Annotated in this window: 17 protein-coding genes; all 17 read right to left on the reverse strand. The window is 55.3% G+C overall.

What is annotated here, in order from left to right:
• Positions 1-199 precede the first annotated feature (199 nt).
• Positions 200-1,993, reverse strand: a complete 1,794-nt coding sequence (locus H7698_RS02830) for a hypothetical protein (RefSeq protein ID WP_194690508.1) — start codon at positions 1,991-1,993, stop codon at positions 200-202.
• Positions 1,994-2,020: 27 nt separating this feature from the next.
• On the reverse strand, positions 2,021-2,401 hold the full coding sequence (locus H7698_RS02835) for a CesT family type III secretion system chaperone (protein ID WP_194690509.1): 381 nt from the start codon (positions 2,399-2,401) through the stop codon (positions 2,021-2,023).
• Positions 2,402-2,490: 89 nt separating this feature from the next.
• Positions 2,491-2,751 (reverse strand): acyl carrier protein, encoded by a 261-nt coding sequence (locus H7698_RS02840; protein ID WP_162438344.1) that lies wholly within the window; start codon positions 2,749-2,751, stop codon positions 2,491-2,493.
• 109 nt (positions 2,752-2,860) lie between these two features.
• The gene (locus H7698_RS02845; RefSeq protein ID WP_162438343.1) at positions 2,861-3,952 is read right to left on the reverse strand and encodes an IpaD/SipD/SspD family type III secretion system needle tip protein; all 1,092 of its coding nucleotides are present in this window, start codon (positions 3,950-3,952) and stop codon (positions 2,861-2,863) included.
• 2 nt (positions 3,953-3,954) lie between these two features.
• Positions 3,955-5,046 (reverse strand): cell invasion protein, encoded by a 1,092-nt coding sequence (locus tag H7698_RS02850; protein ID WP_194690510.1) that lies wholly within the window; start codon positions 5,044-5,046, stop codon positions 3,955-3,957.
• Positions 5,047-5,070: 24 nt separating this feature from the next.
• Positions 5,071-6,834, reverse strand: coding sequence for a type III secretion system translocon subunit SctE (gene sctE / locus H7698_RS02855; protein WP_194690511.1), 1,764 nt, complete (start codon positions 6,832-6,834; stop codon positions 5,071-5,073).
• A complete protein-coding gene (gene sicA, locus H7698_RS02860; RefSeq protein ID WP_194690512.1) occupies positions 6,827-7,321 on the reverse strand; it encodes a type III secretion system translocator chaperone SicA in 495 nt (164 codons plus the stop codon). The genes sctE and sicA overlap by 8 nt, the downstream gene beginning before the upstream one ends.
• A 119-nt stretch (positions 7,322-7,440) precedes the next feature.
• Entirely contained in the window at positions 7,441-8,475 is a 1,035-nt protein-coding gene (locus H7698_RS02865) for an EscU/YscU/HrcU family type III secretion system export apparatus switch protein (RefSeq protein WP_194690513.1), read from the reverse strand.
• Complete coding sequence (gene sctT / locus H7698_RS02870; protein ID WP_162438338.1) at positions 8,450-9,250, reverse strand: type III secretion system export apparatus subunit SctT; 801 nt, start codon at positions 9,248-9,250, stop codon at positions 8,450-8,452. Before sctT ends, H7698_RS02865 begins: the two co-directional genes overlap by 26 nt.
• A gap of 4 nt (positions 9,251-9,254) precedes the next feature.
• Complete coding sequence (locus H7698_RS02875) at positions 9,255-9,509, reverse strand: EscS/YscS/HrcS family type III secretion system export apparatus protein (RefSeq protein WP_194690514.1); 255 nt, start codon at positions 9,507-9,509, stop codon at positions 9,255-9,257.
• A gap of 9 nt (positions 9,510-9,518) precedes the next feature.
• Positions 9,519-10,178 (reverse strand): EscR/YscR/HrcR family type III secretion system export apparatus protein, encoded by a 660-nt coding sequence (locus H7698_RS02880; RefSeq protein WP_162438336.1) that lies wholly within the window; start codon positions 10,176-10,178, stop codon positions 9,519-9,521.
• Positions 10,171-11,082, reverse strand: coding sequence for a FliM/FliN family flagellar motor switch protein (locus H7698_RS02885; RefSeq protein ID WP_194690515.1), 912 nt, complete (start codon positions 11,080-11,082; stop codon positions 10,171-10,173). Before H7698_RS02885 ends, H7698_RS02880 begins: the two co-directional genes overlap by 8 nt.
• Complete coding sequence (locus H7698_RS02890) at positions 11,079-11,978, reverse strand: SpaN/EivJ family type III secretion system needle length determinant (protein WP_194690516.1); 900 nt, start codon at positions 11,976-11,978, stop codon at positions 11,079-11,081. The genes H7698_RS02885 and H7698_RS02890 overlap by 4 nt, the downstream gene beginning before the upstream one ends.
• Positions 11,975-12,430 carry a type III secretion protein gene (locus H7698_RS02895; RefSeq protein ID WP_194690517.1) on the reverse strand — a complete coding sequence of 152 codons (456 nt, stop codon included), beginning with the start codon at positions 12,428-12,430 and terminating at the stop codon, positions 11,975-11,977. The genes H7698_RS02890 and H7698_RS02895 overlap by 4 nt, the downstream gene beginning before the upstream one ends.
• Positions 12,414-13,700, reverse strand: a complete 1,287-nt coding sequence (gene sctN, locus H7698_RS02900) for a type III secretion system ATPase SctN (protein ID WP_194690518.1) — start codon at positions 13,698-13,700, stop codon at positions 12,414-12,416. Before sctN ends, H7698_RS02895 begins: the two co-directional genes overlap by 17 nt.
• Complete coding sequence (locus H7698_RS02905) at positions 13,697-14,104, reverse strand: Invasion protein B family (protein WP_194690519.1); 408 nt, start codon at positions 14,102-14,104, stop codon at positions 13,697-13,699. Before H7698_RS02905 ends, sctN begins: the two co-directional genes overlap by 4 nt.
• Positions 14,105-14,117: 13 nt before the next feature.
• On the reverse strand, positions 14,118-16,172 hold the full coding sequence (locus H7698_RS02910) for an EscV/YscV/HrcV family type III secretion system export apparatus protein (RefSeq protein WP_162438330.1): 2,055 nt from the start codon (positions 16,170-16,172) through the stop codon (positions 14,118-14,120).
• Positions 16,173-16,174 lie beyond the last annotated feature (2 nt).

Genomic DNA, 16,174 nt, shown 5'->3' on the forward strand with positions numbered 1-16,174 from the left:
TATAGGAAGTCGAGCGGGATGAATAAGTAGGAAAAACCTTATAAAGGCGTAGGCAAAAGCGACTGTCTTCGTAGGACCTATTACTTGCCGGTTTCCGGAGCTGAGTGCGACACAGCCAAATAGAAACCGATGCTCATGGCGTCTAACTACGACGCCACGTGCTCTCCTTACAAGTTCAAATGCAATATTAAAACTTCGACTATTGTTTTACGCACAGCGCGACATGCTCTGGCCATATTTTTTTGGCAGCACCTATAGCCGTGTCGCCCGTCTTGGCCATGGTCACCAGCAACTGCATTTCTTTTCTACTTATCTGGCCATCATGAATATCATCCATAATAGAACCAATCTCCTTTTCAGTGCGCCGAGCGAGTTCCCTGCCTGTATCAGTTTTGTCTCTTTCAACCACCACACGAGAAAGATTTTGCTGAATAAGGTTTCTCAGCTTCAACTCAGTATTGCCTTCTAAATAACCAACTGTATTTGTTATTATCAACCGATTATATGGAATGTTACCCTGCCAACTGGCGTGCCTCTCAGGTGTGAACATCCCTTTATGCTCAAGATAAACTATATTATGCCCCATAAGCGCAAATGGCTCTAATGCCCCACTTCGTATACCTACCAGCCCCCCACCAATAGTTTGCAACAGGCGATCCATGAAGTACCACTGATTTTGCCTCGGCGCCAACAAGCGTTCTCCGTCGATTTCAGCCGCCCAAAACCGCCCAACATGAGGTCTCGAGGTAGGGCGATACGGTTGTCGATTAACTACCACCTCGGCCCCATCATTCTTTTTTTCATTATTAAAATAAGTATCAGCAATAAAATAAACATCACGACCACTTTGTTCAAACGCATCTGCAATCAATTCGAACATGGCGGGTCTGGAAATTGCTTCCGCCTCTCGTTCATTTGCATATTCACGATCAGCAACCCATAACGCTATCGAACCTTTTTTAATACCTTGACTCTCAACCACATCATCTGCAAGCCTATTAATAATTGCCTTGTCCTCAGGAGATACCAACGCATGAAGTTTTTGGCGAATATCTAAATGCTTACTCTGCTTATCAAACTCATTCTCACCACTAAAATAACGATTCAAAATTTCCGTAGTAACGGATATATGGAACATATGCGCATCCACATATTTTGAGTCTGCCAATGGAGATGAATAACCAGACTGATATAAAAAATGTTCGCGCGTCGCAGCTTCATCGAGGCTTTCTCTAGCATTTTTTAGACTGGGTCCGTTATAAGAAAGTAATGAGATGCGCTCATCAGGGTACGGCTCACCATTTGCCAGCAACGCTTCTTTTATGACAGCCACTGCCTCTTCCGCACTGACTTTTTCAGATTGATTATTTTCGCTATAGCCAATAGATATTTTCAGACGAGGCTCGATAAGGGCTGCAGAGATCAAAGTATATCTGTCGCCAGTAGCGTATCCCGGAAGAAAAACGTTAATATCCTTTTCACTATCAGACAGCACAGACTTGTATGATTCGTCACGCGGATGCAGATAGGTCAAACCTTGAAACGTTTGATAATCCATACAAAAAAGTTGGTTTTCAACAATATTTTTCGTGGATACATAAGAATCCATTCTCTGACTGACTTGCCGCGCCTGCTTCAGAATCTCAAATCCAATCTCTTTACGAACCCCTTGACTATCAAATACCGAGTCCTTGAATATCTTTTGAAAAAAAACTTCCCGTGTTCCAGGACTAGGAATATTAAAACAAGAAGCCCCCACGTTCTCTTGCAGGCTACTCTCGTAATTTAGAAAGGATACACACTTCCATCCAGCGGTAAATTTCACATGATCTGCTGTAATGTCAAATTCTGGAAATTCCAGCGCACATTCGGCTATTGGTGAACCAGGCTCACTCCTCACAAATAACTCGTGAGAACCATCAAGACTTTCCGTCTTACCAATAAAATTCAAATTAACAGCAGTATAAACAGTCGACCTCAATGCATTTGGCACCGCACCACCTTCTAAACAATGTTATTTTCAAATTTTATTTTCAATGATATGCCGATGCAGCCCAACCAAACGCTCCAATATCTTAACGACTTGCGGAGCAATCAAACCCTGCAGCGACTCTTGATGATACAACCTTAAAACCTTATCCAAACCAAGCCCAATCCAAGCTCCTCTCATCAGTTCCAAATTTGCATTCATACTCAAATAGTAATCAGCGGCAAACCCTTCGAGCTCTAGTGTAGTAAGGTCACTAGAAATAATTAGGCGCTGCCCAATTTCTGCAGCATCAATACGCCATTGCTGCCCGTCCTTTTCGATTAAGACCACCCCTAAATCACTCGAATGAACATCAACATTTAAATATTCACATATCTCTCGCACTAACAACCCAGCAGGTGTCATATCCATGTATCCGTAAAAAAACACTCACCAATAGCCAACCACATCTTTTACAACTCAACCAATCTACTCGAAATATTTTAACTCTTGTTGACTCCTCATCTGCATCGCTTATCTCTATCCGCCATCAGAGAAAAACAAATATCTGAAACGCTACACCACTGTGCCACTTCAAGAGGTGGCAATTCCGTACAAAATTTTTCATTCAACTTAATTATAATTTCCACAATACCCATAGAATCAATATATAAATCCTCCACTAAACGCGAGTTTGTCTCAATCGCGTTCCGGCCCACAAAAAAACACTCATTTAATATTTCAATTACTTTCCGCTCGATTTCCTGATCACTCTTCTGCATCCTCGACACCCGCAAAAAAAATTACAAAGGCACAATAACAACTCAAACGAGCAGACATTATGCTTCACGTTAATAGTAGTATCTTCTTCTTTAACGCCAACCTACCACTTTAGAAATTCAACATCGCCTTCAACATGTCGGCAAACTGGTTCAGGTGCGACGACAGCGTCTTGTTGAAATTGTCATGGTAAGAATTGGCGTTTGAATACTTCTGCGTGAACGATTGCAACGTGTTTTTCAATCGTTCTTCCTGTGCATTAAATCCGGTTTGCCATGCCTGAAATTTTGCAGTGTCCCAAGTGACCCAAGTTCCACTTGTCGGGAGGCTGCCCAACATGACCGTCAGGGGCCCCATGTCCATGACCACACTGTAAGTGCCATCGGCGTTTCGCTTAAGGCAGCTTTCCGGAAGCCCCAGCGCCTTGCGCCAGTTGTCGGCTTCTTCTCTGGTTGCTCCGTCCATGCCAGGCGCCGGAAACAATACGGATGCCGGGTTTGGATGTGAGTACTTCTGAATAAGCGCCTGCAACGCCGAGCGCATCTGACCCGCATTCAGCTTGACCTCTTTGCCGTCATTCGCGCCCTCGATCCACTCTTTCATCTTTGCAGTGATTTCTTTATTGAAGTCTGAAAAGAAATCCGAGTAAGCCTTAATCAGGTGCTCATAACCGGCCAGATAACCGTTTTTGATCAGGTTGATCAGTTCAAGCAGCTTGTCAAAGAAGTCGTTCGGCGAATTGATAATGGCATCAAATGCATCTGCCACCTCTGCGGGAACGGGATCGGGAATGTTGTGCAGTTCACTCAAGATACGGTTTTGCTCGTGTACCACCTGCTGATGCTGCTGATCTGTCAGCGTGCCGATCACCCCCCTCATCACCGAACAGCAGTCACTAAACTTCTGAGCCCAAAGTTTAGATCGCATGCGCTTGAGCTCAACCTGCTCAACAAACTCTGCAATTGCACTTTCTGCCGTACCGCCACTCAACAGTTCAACCGCTACTTTCATGATGTTCGGCTGACACCTGAGCATGCTTTCAAGGTGGCGTGCGAGCACTGCCAACGATCGATCAAGCGATTGGGCAAGCGTGAATCCCACTGGAACATCAGACGGTAGCTCAACCGGTGCGCCAGCGTTCATTCCGTCGCCGCAGTCGTTGAATGGGCGCCCGGGAGGCTGCAAGTTATCAGGTATTCTCATGCTCAGACTTTCCCTATGACTTCAATGCGGGACTGGAAAAGCTGCATCACCATGTCCATCAACTTTTGCAGCAACGCCGCATCAGCCGAGTCTTTCTGGCCGACCTCATCGCTCAGGCTTTTCTGCGTGTTCTGCGCGCTTTGCTGCAGCACCTCCTCTTCCCTCGCAGCGTGCTCCTTCATGCGGACGATGCTCGACACCACCTGGCTCAGACTCATGGACATCGCATTGAGCGCGCGACCGATTTCGAGTTTCTTTTCAATGCCTTTCGCGCCGATCTGGCTCAGCCAATCCGACGTCTGACCGACCTTCTGGGCCTTGAGGATTTCAGCGTTAAACCAGGCTTGCTCTTTAGGTGTCAGGACAGACCCCTGGGGTTTGAAGTCCACGATTTTTGGCCTGCCGAAATCGTCGAACACCTGAATTTTGTAAGTTGTCTCGGGATTCCACTCATCGATCGCCCGATCGCGCTTCAAGTCTCGCTCGATGGTGTTGGCATCCAGGGAGTTGCGCTTATGCAGGTTGATATCCGCATGTTTGAGATTCTGTCCCTGAAAGGTTTTAACCATGGCAAAGCCGGCGATTGCACCGGACACCACAGCGGCTGTAATGGCGCTGTACAGTGCCGCTTTTCCCGACTCCACAATGGCAGCACCCTGAGACTTGGCGGCATCGGCAGCCATGATGCTGAAGTGCCCGCGCAGCTCGGCGTTGGTCACCCGTGCGATGTTCAGCGCGATGATGGCGGCAACCAATACATTGGCGTGTTTCTCCCAGGCGCCGGGGTCGAACGCCAGGCTGTCGCGCACCTCTTCCTTTTGTATGAGGGTGGCCGCGACGAAGTCTTGCCAATCGGACGCCGAGGGTGGGTAAGCATTGATCGCGCTTTCCAGTTGGGCCGCTGTCGGGGTGACGCCGCGGGTCTCAAGAATCTGGTTCTTCGCGATGACCTCAAGCAACCCCGGGTCACTCAACGCTATGTTTTTGCGATCTTTCGAATGCTGCTCTTGGGCGACCAGCTCGTTGAGACCCGCATCCAGCGGATCAATTTCCCTGGTCTGAGCCGGAGGCTGTGCAGCGCTAATCGAAAACATGACGAACTCCTTCTATCTCTGATTTCAAACGTGACGCACCATTTGCAGATTGACCGAATGGCTACGCTGCATGTCCGCAAAGACCTGTTCGATCTGTCGGGTTCTATCCCGCATCGAAGTGCCATAGTCCTCGACCAGGCGAGTCAGATAGGAGGTGATTTCTTCGCTGATCGCCATGCGCACCCGCACATCTGCCAAATGCTCAGCGGCCTTGGCCTGATGATTGCCGCTGGCGACCTGCAACCCTCCCTGTACAGCCACGCTGCCGAACTCTGTGACCGCCTGGGCGATTTCAAGATTGGCCGCGTAGCGAGCCAGGGCCACAGGTTCAGAACTGATGAAGCTGCGCAGCTGCGTCAGCAACTGGGTCAGTGTATTGCCCAACGACGATGCCACTTGCTTGAGCGCCTGCATCGCCGCAGGCGCAGCCTGAGCAACCACTGACGCCAGTTTCGAAGCGACTGCACCGACGATTGGTCCGATCACCGCAACCCCGACAATAGCCACCAGCACAACGGCCGCCAAGGTTGCGGCGATCCCCTGGATCATGCCGGCAATTTGCGCGATGTCCTTCGCCGTTTCAGGGTCAACACCAAGGCCGATCAAGAGCCTGGTGTAGAGGTCGGTAAACAGCTTGATGGCCTCCTGCATCACGGTGGTCAGGGGTTTCATGGCTTCGGCCATGAACGACACCCCTGTGTTCTCCTTGATCACCGCATCGGCAATCATCAACGCAGCACCGATGACGCCCACCGCGATCAGCATCGGGTTGGCCGTAAGCACACCGGCGACGATGGTCGCAACGGTCAACAAGGCGCCCACAATGGTACCGATGCAGCCCATGGTTTTTTGCAGGGCCTCGGCTTTGCGCACCTCTTCCAGGTACTTATCCGACTCCAGCTTCATGTGTTCCTGAAGCCTGGCTTGCAGCTCAAGGAACAGCTCCTGATTAAGTTCTTCCTTGTTCTGCGCCGACTCACCCAACAGCTCGATGATCTTCAATCGGTTGAGCAATGCCTGCGCGCTGCTGCTCAGTGCCTTTTCCTGCGCCTCTTTGATCGCAGGACCACCTAGCCCGGCTTCTTGCACTTTTACCGTCGCGCCCTGCAAGGTTTTTGCCGCAGCGTTAGCGCTCTCGATCAGCTTCACGTGTGCATCGACGGCTTTTTGCAAGGTCTGCGTGTGGCTCGCCAGATCGCCTTTGAGCAGATCGCGAAGCGCCAGTTCTTTTTCATGTTCCGGCGACTCTGGATCAAGTTCGGCCAGACGAGCTTCACTGTCATTGAGCAGCCCCTGGAAGTGCTGTACACGCTCATGCAGTTTCTCAAGCTTTTCCTGACTGCCGCCGACGGCATCTTCTGCGGCCGCCAACGCATCGACAGCGGCCCGGTATTCAGCGCTCAGCTTGTCATGACCTTGCTGTTTCGCGCCGGCCATGGCTTGCAACATTGACAGGCGATTTTTCAGTTTGTTGACGTCAACCTCGCTGAACAACTCACTGATCATCGCCATCAACAGCGTGAACAGGTCACCGTTGGTTTCCTGCTTGTTGCCATCCGCTCTCGGAGGTGGCGCATGAAGCTGTGGGCGCCCCGAAACCGTGGCGGAGGAACCATGCTCTCCCGCGTAGTTCACCGACATCAAACCCGCCAGTGTCTCTTGACCGGCCTTCTGGTAATCAACCGTTCTAGCCGCCTGACTGGCAGCTTTCCCGTAGATTTCAAACGCCTCGGCACGTCCGTGTGCACCTGTTGAAAACGGCATGGATGTGCTTCTTATTTCACTCATGTTCAGTGTCCTCCGAACAGTCTTTTTCTATTCGACTCAAGGCATCCAGATAGACCTGGGCCTGTTTTCGCAGATCGTCTTCAGGGGCCTGCTCGAGTACATACTCAAAACACAGCCGAGCTTTGCCGACCCTGCCCAAAGCGAGTTGACACTGGCCGGTATAGAGCATTGGCCGGTACTCATTCTTGCCTTGAGCGAACGCAATGGCGTACAGGTCGATTGCTTTCTGATGGTTGTGTTTGAGCTGGTGCACGGCGGCCAGGCCCATCCAGTAATGGCTGTTGTAAAAGTCGTAGATGCACAGGAAGTGAAAGAACTTTTCCGCATCGTCCAGCCGCCCCTGCTCATAGAACTGGTAGGCAAAGGCATACAAGCCATCCATGTGTTCATCACTGATGCCCTGCACGTCCTTCAACGGCGCGCCCGCCAGCACTGCATCGACGATCTGCAGCGCCATTTGTTCATCGTGTTGTTTGTCGCGACTCATCAGCCACACTCCTGAAAAAACGTCAGCGCCGCTGACGCCTGCATTGAGCCAAAGCGCCGGCCTGCACGCTGCCAAATAGCGCTCATGTCGGCGTTCGGGTGGAAGGAAAATGGGTGGGATCAGGCTTGTTCGACCTGTTCAAGCCAGATCAGCAGGCGCAGGACTTCTTCGACTTCCTGCACCTGGAGGAAGCTGTAACGCTGGTGGGTTTTGAAGATCCGTCGTGCCAGAGCGACGTCGTTGATGACGGGTACACCCACCTCCTCGGCATACGCCCGCACGGCGAGCGCGCGCTGGTTGGTTTCCATCAGGGAGATGAAGGGCAGCAGGGTGATTTCAGGACGGAAGTACACGCCGATTGCGATGTGCGTCGGGTTAGCGATGATCATGCGCGAGTTGCGCACATCGGACTTGACCTGTTCCGACAGCAACTCCCTGTGCAAGTCACGTCGGCGACTTTTGATCTGCGGATTGCCGTCCTGCTCCTTGTGTTCGCGCTTGACTGCGTCCTTGTCCATCATCTGGTCTTTCATGAACAACCAGTATTCGCTGAGCGCATCAAGTACCACGATCAGCAGCGCGCACCCCAGAAACGACAGCAGCAGTACCAGCAGTAAACGCCCCCAGATCGCGAACAGATCCGGTGCCTGGGCATACAACTGGGCGAACAGCAGTTGCCGTTGGGTGACCCAGACTATCCACAACGCCAGGGCGAAACTGCCGAGGTACAGCAGCGCCTTGACGGTGTCCTTTACCGTGCGCAGGCTGAACAGTTTCTTGAACCCATTGATCGGGTTCAATGCGCCGAGATTGAGCTTCAAGGCTTCACTGGCCAGCGCAAAACCGCTTTGCAGCAACGCGGGTAACGCGCTGGTCAGGACGCACACCAGCAGCAGGGGCAGTAACGCCTTCAGACCCACCAGCACCAGCGTCGCCGAGTACTTTTGCAGGTCGGCATCAAAGTCACTGGCGATGATGCGCCGATAGACCTCCATGACTTCCAGCAGCGAGCTGTTGAACACCATGTAGGTGATGCCACACATCGTCAGGCAGGTGACCACCAGGTCCTTGGCCTTGAAGGTCTGACCCTTGCGCGCGGCATCGCGCAGCTTTTTACTGGTGGGCTTTTCAGTCTTGGAGGCGCTGGACGACATCACGGCCCTCCGCTTCCAGGTAGTGCTCCAACGAGTGGGATTTAACCCCCATGCGCAGGATTTCATCCGGCAGATGCGCGCCGAAATACAGCATCAACACCACGAGCGCCACCAGGCTCTTGACCGTGAGCGATACCGAGAAGGCATTCATTTGCGGCGCATAGCGCGACAGCAATCCCAGCAGCGCCTCGCTGATCAGCAACGTGGCAACCACCGGGGAGCTGATCACCAATGTCTTGCTGACCAGGGCATCGAGCAAACTGATGATCGAGGGTAGGTTCACGACACAGCCATTTACCGGCGCGCAGATGCGGTAACTGTGGCCCACGGTCTCCAGCATCAACAACATGCCTCCGCCTTCGAGGTAGACCGCTGCTGCAAACAGCTGCAGAAAATTCGCCAGTTCCGAGGTATCGACGCCGTTAGCCGGATCTACCGTGCTGCTGAGCATCGCACCGCGCTGGTTGTCGATCAGGTTGCCCATGGCGTGCAGCACCCAGAATGGCCAGCACAACAGGCACCCCAGCAACACACCGATACCGGCCTCGCGCAACACCAGGCCAAAGAACGCCAGTCCATCGAGCGCGGGGAGTGGTACGCCGACGTACGTCCAGAACCCCAGCGCCACCAGCACGATGACCGCCTGACGCGGCGCACCGGTCAGCACGCCACTGTTCAGGAACGGCAACATAAAGAAAATCGGAGCCAGCCGAGCGACCCCCAGCACCGCTGCGGCCATCAGCGCGTACAGATCGAAAAACAGTGTCACCGTCATGGGCCTAACTCAACGCCAGGCGCATGACTTCGCGGCTGAAATCCAGCAGGGTCTCGCCGTACCAGCCGGACAACAGGAACAGACACCCGGCGACCGCCATCAATTTGAAGCCGAAGGGCAGCGTTTGCTCCTGCAATTGAGTGACGGTCTGAACCAGACCGACCACCAGCCCGACCACCGTCGCGACGATGATCGGCCAGGCGACCATCAGCAGAATCAGGTACAGGGTTTTGTTGCCGGCATAAACCAGATCGTTCATCGCGCGCGCCTATGTCAGCAGGGTCAGGTATTGCTTGACCAGCCCGGTAGACAGCAGCGCCCAGCCATCCAGCGCCACAAACAACACCAGTTTGATCGGTACCGAGATGATCACCGGACTCATCATCATCATGCCCAGAGCCAGCAGGATGCTGGAGATCACCAGATCGACGATGACGAAGGGCAGGTACAGATAGAAACCGATCTTGAATGCACTTTTGATTTCACTCAGCGCATAGGCCGGCAACAAGGCGAACAGCGACGGCTCAAGCGCCTCATCGTCAGGCAGGCTTGCTTCGGTTTCATCCTGCGCCATTTGCGCCCGCTCGAAAAACAGCGCCAGTTCCGGATCGGTGTATTTGCGCAGATAGTCCTTGTAGCCACCCAGGCCGTTCTCGGCAAAACTCACCACGGACTCAATGTCGGTGAAAGCCACCTGCTCGTCCTTGTAATAGCCGTAGCCCTGCTTCATGACCGGCGTCATCACGAAAATCGCGAGCATCAGTGCGATCGCATTAAGGGCCATGTTCGACGGCACCTGCTGCAAGCCCAACGCGTTGCGCACGATGACAAACACGATGGAAAACTTGATGTAACAGGTGCCCGCTGCCACCAGGAATGGCAGCAGCGAAGCAAAGGCCAGCAACGCAATCAGTGAGACGTCATTCATCGGTGACAGTCCGATAAACCTCGAGCAATTCGACACCCAGTTGACCGTCCAGCTGCACCAGTTCGCCGCACGCTACATGCTTGCCATTGCAACGCACATCGATGTGCATTTCGGTGCCAGCGGCCAGCGGGATAAGTTGGCCGGCGATAATGTTTTGCAGGGTGCCCAGTTCGATGTCGTGGGTGGCCAGAACGAACTCCAGACGAACCGGTAGCTGCTCCAGCTGGCCGTCGCTGCCAGGTAGTCGGCTTGGATCGTCAACCGTGAATTCCATGTGTAACCCCTCTTTCTTGAACGAGAAAACGCCGATGCTGTAGTTCGCCAGCCGACACTGGTGAGTGAGTTGAGTGATCCGCAGCACGTCACCCTGCGCAAGGCGTGCATGGCTTGCGCGGCTGATGTCACTGCCCCCCAGAATCAGTTGCAGGCGTAGCGGCAAATCCCTCAGCCATGTACGTGATTGCGGTGATTTTTGTCGCAACGGCTCAGGTGGCAGAACCGCCACCCACAGCCGACCCGCAACGGTTTCGATCCAGGGCAACGCCTGCACGGGCAAGACCTGTGGTTCGATCAATTCAATGTCCAAAAGACTGGCGCAGTGCAGTTCGTCCAGCATCTGGGGCAGCGGTCGAGGGACCGCTCGAAACAAAGAGGCGATGCTCGTCAGCGAGGACTCGACCGTCAGCAGTGACGCCAATTGCGGCAGCGAATGATGCAGCCAGTCACGTGCCAGAATCAGGCCCTGCCAGCCGCCCCGCTCGCCTTTGACGCTAAACCGTAGATAACCAGACAGCGCCTGAGGCACGTCCAATCCGACGCGGTGGCCCGCGCTCAGCCAGCGCTGCACAGCCTGGGTTCGGGCATGCATCAGTTCATCGACGCGGCGTAATGCGAGCGCTCTCACGGAAGGGTTTCCGATGGTTCTTCCTGGTCGTCATCAGGCGATGGGTGTGACCCTTGATGCTGTTGTTGATTCGGGTTGTCGTTCAGCTGCCAATGGGCATTGCGGACCTGTTCAAATGGCTCGCGCAGGTGTTCAAAGACTTGAGCACTGCTGGGGCTGAGCACCAGGTTTTGTACTGACTCACCCGGCAGCCGGGTGATCGTGACTTGACCGTTGGTAGCGCCTTTGTGGAACGGAACCTGGAGAAAATCACGGTTCGGCGGCGGGGCTTTTTCCTGGGCAATGTTGGGCAATGGCAGTGGCAACGGCAGCGATGCAGGGCCTGGGACTGGCGCCGCGCTATGGACCGGGACCGGGACCGGCGCTGTGGCGGGCAAAACCACTGTCGGGGTGTTGCTCAGGCCATGAGCGAAAGGCTGTGTTTTCGAAGGGGATTCAATGGGGCGATCGGGGATTGCCGGCTCGCTTGGCGGCAAGGGTAGATCAGCCGTCACGGGCTCATTGAGCGTTACCCTGACTTCGATCGGTGGCGGTGCAGGCATCGCCACCTCAGGTTTTGGGGCGGGCATCACGCGCCTGTCGACCTGCGAGACCGCCAGGTGCAGACGTTGCAGTGTCAGCAGTTGTTCGAGGGCCACCGGCTGTGTGCGCGGCTCTTGCAACAGACGCTCACCCGCGCCCTGATCTGGCGCACGGCCCTGGAGTGTTTCCCCGCGCAACATTGCGGTCAACGGTCGTTGACGCCAGAGCATTGCTGCGACCAGGTCCGCCACGCCTTGTGGCAATTGCTCCTCCTCAACCGGAACGAGCTTTTCTTCGAGCGTTTCAACGTCCCCCTCAGCACCTGACTCAATGGGTAGGACCGATAACTGCGGCACCACGGACACTTCACTCATCGCTGCACTCCGGCCATGTCTTCCACTTCCCGATCTTCCCGGCGCACACGTTCAAGCTTCTGCGCACGCGTCATTTGCTGAACAACCCGTTCATATTTGTCGTGTTTTTGCCGAGCGCAACGCAGTTGTTCGCGTTGCGTTTGCAACGTTTCATCGACCTGTCTGCACTGCTGCTCCACGCGGTCGCGCTCCAGCTGCAGCACATGAATCTGCCGGCGGATGATGGCCTGACGTCGCAACAGCGCCAGCAGTTGCCCGTGATCCAGCGTGCAATCTTCAGCGCGATGGCTGGCCAGAAGGTTGTGCAGCGCGGCGGCCTGCTCGGCGAAATCCGCGAGCTCCTGACGCAGCGGTTGCAACTGCTGCTGCGTGCGCATCAACACCTGCTCGAAACGTCGCTGGCGCCTCTCGCTGAAACTCAACAATCGGCGTGTATCAGGCAATGAGTTCATTGAGGCTCCGCAGGGTCACTTCCGGTTCGCTGCATTCGTCCGTCGGCTGACGCAGCCACCGGTCCAAGGCCTCGCGGCGCTGCATGGCGTGGTCATTGGCTGCATTGGCGCCCGGGGTGTATTCCCCGAGGTCGAGAAAGATCTGCAGCTGCTCAAGGCGCGCCAGAACGTCTCGCGTTGAAGACGCCAGTTGCCGGACCTGCGTATTGGTCACTTGCGTCGCGACGCGGCTGACGCTGCGCAGCACATCGATGGCTGGAAAATGCCCTTTGGCGGCCAGATCACGACTGAGGTAGACGTGCCCATCGAGGATCGAGCGAATTTCTTCGGCCATCGGATCCGGTTCATCGTCACTTTCCAGCAGTACCGTGTAGAAGGCAGTGATGCTGCCTTTGGCGGTCACACCGGGCCGTTCCAGCAAGCGCGGCAAGGCATCGAACACCGACGCCGGGTAGCCGCGTCGAGCCGGCGCTTCGCCAGCGGCCAACGCCAGATCACGGCGAGCCCGGGCGTAGCGGGTCAACGAGTCCAGCAGCAGGACGACGCGTTGTCCCTGGTCACGAAAATACTCGGCGATGGTCGTCGCCTGCAGCGCTGCGTTGCAACGATCCACCGAGGAAAAATCCGAGGTCGCGAACACCACCACGCAGCGTGCGCGCTTGTCGGACTGGCGCAGATGCTCGACAAACTCGGTCACCTCGCGTCCCCGCTCGCCGATCAGGCCAATGACGAAGACGTCTGCTTCGGTGTGGCTGATCAGCATGTTGATCAACGATGTCTTGCCCGATCCAGCGGCCGCAAAAATACCGATGCGCTGACCGACGCCGCAGGTCAGCAAACCATCGATGACGCGGATGCCGGTGGTCAGTGACACGGCGACTGGCCGACGCTGGTGGTACGCAGGCGGCTCGGCGTCCACCGGGTAGTCCTGTTCGCGAACGGCAGAAGTCGGCGCCAGGCGTTCAACGATGTTGCCGTGAGGGTCCACCACGCTGCCGAGCAACGCATCACCGCAGGCAAGGCGCAGCACCGAGCCTGTCGGCACAATCATCGATTCCCGGGAAAGCCCTCGGGCATCCCCCAGCAGACTGAGCACTACCACGCCTGGCTTGAAGCCAATGACTTGGGCTCGTGCTGCGAGTTGCGATGATCGCCAGTGTTGACGCACCTCGCACACTTCGCCGATGACCACGTCGACCAATGCCGCCTCGATCAAGGGGCCGCTCAGGCGCAACGGGTGCGCGGCGCGGCGCTCCAGCCAGGCATTCATAGGCGCAGGATGCCGCACAGTTCTTCCAGCACCGCAACGAAGTGGTCCAGGGCCTGGGCGAAATGCTCGCCGTCGCTCAGGGCCTTTTCATTGCTCAGAAGTCGCAGTTCAAGCTGTCCTTCCACATCGCACAGGTGCAATTGCCCACTGCGGGACCAGGGGCAGCCCTGAAGTAAAATCTGCAGCAAATCGGCGGCTGCATGCCTCAGAAGCTGAGGCCCTATCTCCGTCACACTGGCCCATACCCACACCTCTTCATCCACATAAACGACGTTGATAGCGGGCAAATCCTTCATGTGCATTTCGATAGTGCTGTGACTGTCGAAGTGCCCCAACTGCTTGTCGGTGCAGCCACTGTGCCGCAGTGCTTCGCGCAACAGTTCGGCAATATCCAGGTGTTTCATAAAGATCGTTTCCTTACAGCGTCTTGATAACGTTGACCGAGATCGTTTCGGAAATTTCGCCGAACGACATCACGTCCAGTTCGCGAAACTTTCCTTCGATCAGCTTCTTGATGTAGCGCCGCACATCAATCGAACACAGCACCACCATGTCCTTTTGTGCAATGTGCAGGCTGTCCAGACCGACGCTCAGGCGGTCCATCAACTCTTCCGCTTCGGCGGGTTCGAGATTGATGAAGCTGCCGCCCGAGGTTTGCCGAATGCCCTTGCGCACCACGTCCTCAAACTCCGGCGACAGCAACAGCACGCGCAGGTCATTGCCGTGGGCGAATTTGTTACTGATGTAGCGCGCCATCGCGCCACGGACGTGCTCGACCAGGGCCAACACATCCTTTTCTCGCGAGGCCCAATGGGCCAGTGACTCGAGAATCAGCTTCATGTTGCGCACGGAAATACGCTCGCCGATCAGCCGTTGCAGGACCTCGGCGATCTTCTGCACGGTGACGTGGCGGTAAACTTCCTTGAGCAGGTCGGGGTAACGGTTTTCCATCTCGTCGAGCAGCTGCTTGGTTTCCTGCACACCGAAAAACTCCTGGATGTTGCGCGCCAGCAACGTCACCAGGCAGCGGTAGCATTCGTCGTAGGCCGGTCGCAGTTGATAGCCCAGCTGCTGCACCCGCTCCCTGTCATCGGCGGTAACCCAGGTCCCCCCTCGCTGATGACCGTCGGCGCCTCGTACCAGTGAAAAACCTAACGGCTCCAGTTCCGGCGAATAGTCGAGTAACCGCCAATGATCGAAATGAATGTCGAATTGGTCGGCGCGCACTTCATTGATCAGCACAGCCACCTGATGCGCGGATAAAGCGTCACTGCCGCGTATCTGGGGCTCGGGAATCCGCAGTCCGTAGTCGACGAAAAACTGGCTGCGAAAGCGCACCGCCAAGCGAGCGGTGTCGAGCTCGTGCAGGCGTGAAGTGGGCACCAACAACATCAGCGGGACGGTTTCGGTGGCAATGCTGTCGATGTCTTCCAACAGGCCCAGTTCGGTTGACGCCTCCCCTGGTGTGGCGACAGAGGCGCTGGATTCAACCGGTGGCCCGGTAAGTCTTGAAGCCTTGCGGTGCCGGAAAAACACCACCAGCCCCAACACCACCGCAATCGGTAAAAAAGTGATCAACGGAAAGCCCGGCAACAACCCCACACCCACCGCCAGCACCGCCGTCACCCCCAGTACAAATGGGTTACCGAGCATCTGTGCGAGCATGTTGCGCCCAAGATTGCTGTCATCACCATTGACCCGGGTGACGATGAAACCGGCGCCGATGGCGATCAGCAATGCAGGAATCTGCGCCACCAGACCATCGCCAATGGTCAGCAAGGTGTAGGTCGACAGGGCCGTGGACATGTCCATGCCCATCTGCCCGACACCAATGGCCATGCCGCCGATGAAGTTGACGAAAATGATGATGATGCCGGCGATCGCGTCACCCTTGATGAACTTCATTGCGCCGTCAAAAGAGCCGTACAGCTGGCTTTCGCGCTCCAGTACGCTACGTTTTTCCTTGGCTTCTTCAGCGGTCAGGGCACCGGCCTTGAGGTCACCGTCGATGCTCATCTGCTTGCCGGGCATGCCGTCCAGAGAAAAGCGAGCAGCGACTTCGGCGACCCGTTCCGAGCCCTTGGTGATGACGATGAACTGGACGATGGTGACGATTGAGAAGATGACGAAGCCAACCACCAGGCTTTCGCCGATCACGAACTCACCGAACGAGGCAATGATGTCCCCGGCGTCGGCCTGGCTCAGGATCAAACGGCTGGTGCTGATCGACAGTGCCAGGCGAAACAGCGTGGTCAGCAGCAGCAAGGCCGGGAATGTGGAGAAGCTGAGGATGCGTTCGATGTAGAACGAACCCATGAACACCAGCAGCGAAATGACGATGTTGAGGCCGATCAGGAAATCCACCAGCGCGGTCGGCAGCGGGATGATCAGCATGGCGATGATCATCACCATCAACGTCAGGATCAGCAGTTCCGGGCGCGCGCTGACGTTGCGTAGAAATTGATTGAACATGG

It is taken from the genome of Pseudomonas sp. p50(2008), assembly GCF_015351605.1.
In the GTDB taxonomy this organism is placed as follows: domain Bacteria; phylum Pseudomonadota; class Gammaproteobacteria; order Pseudomonadales; family Pseudomonadaceae; genus Aquipseudomonas.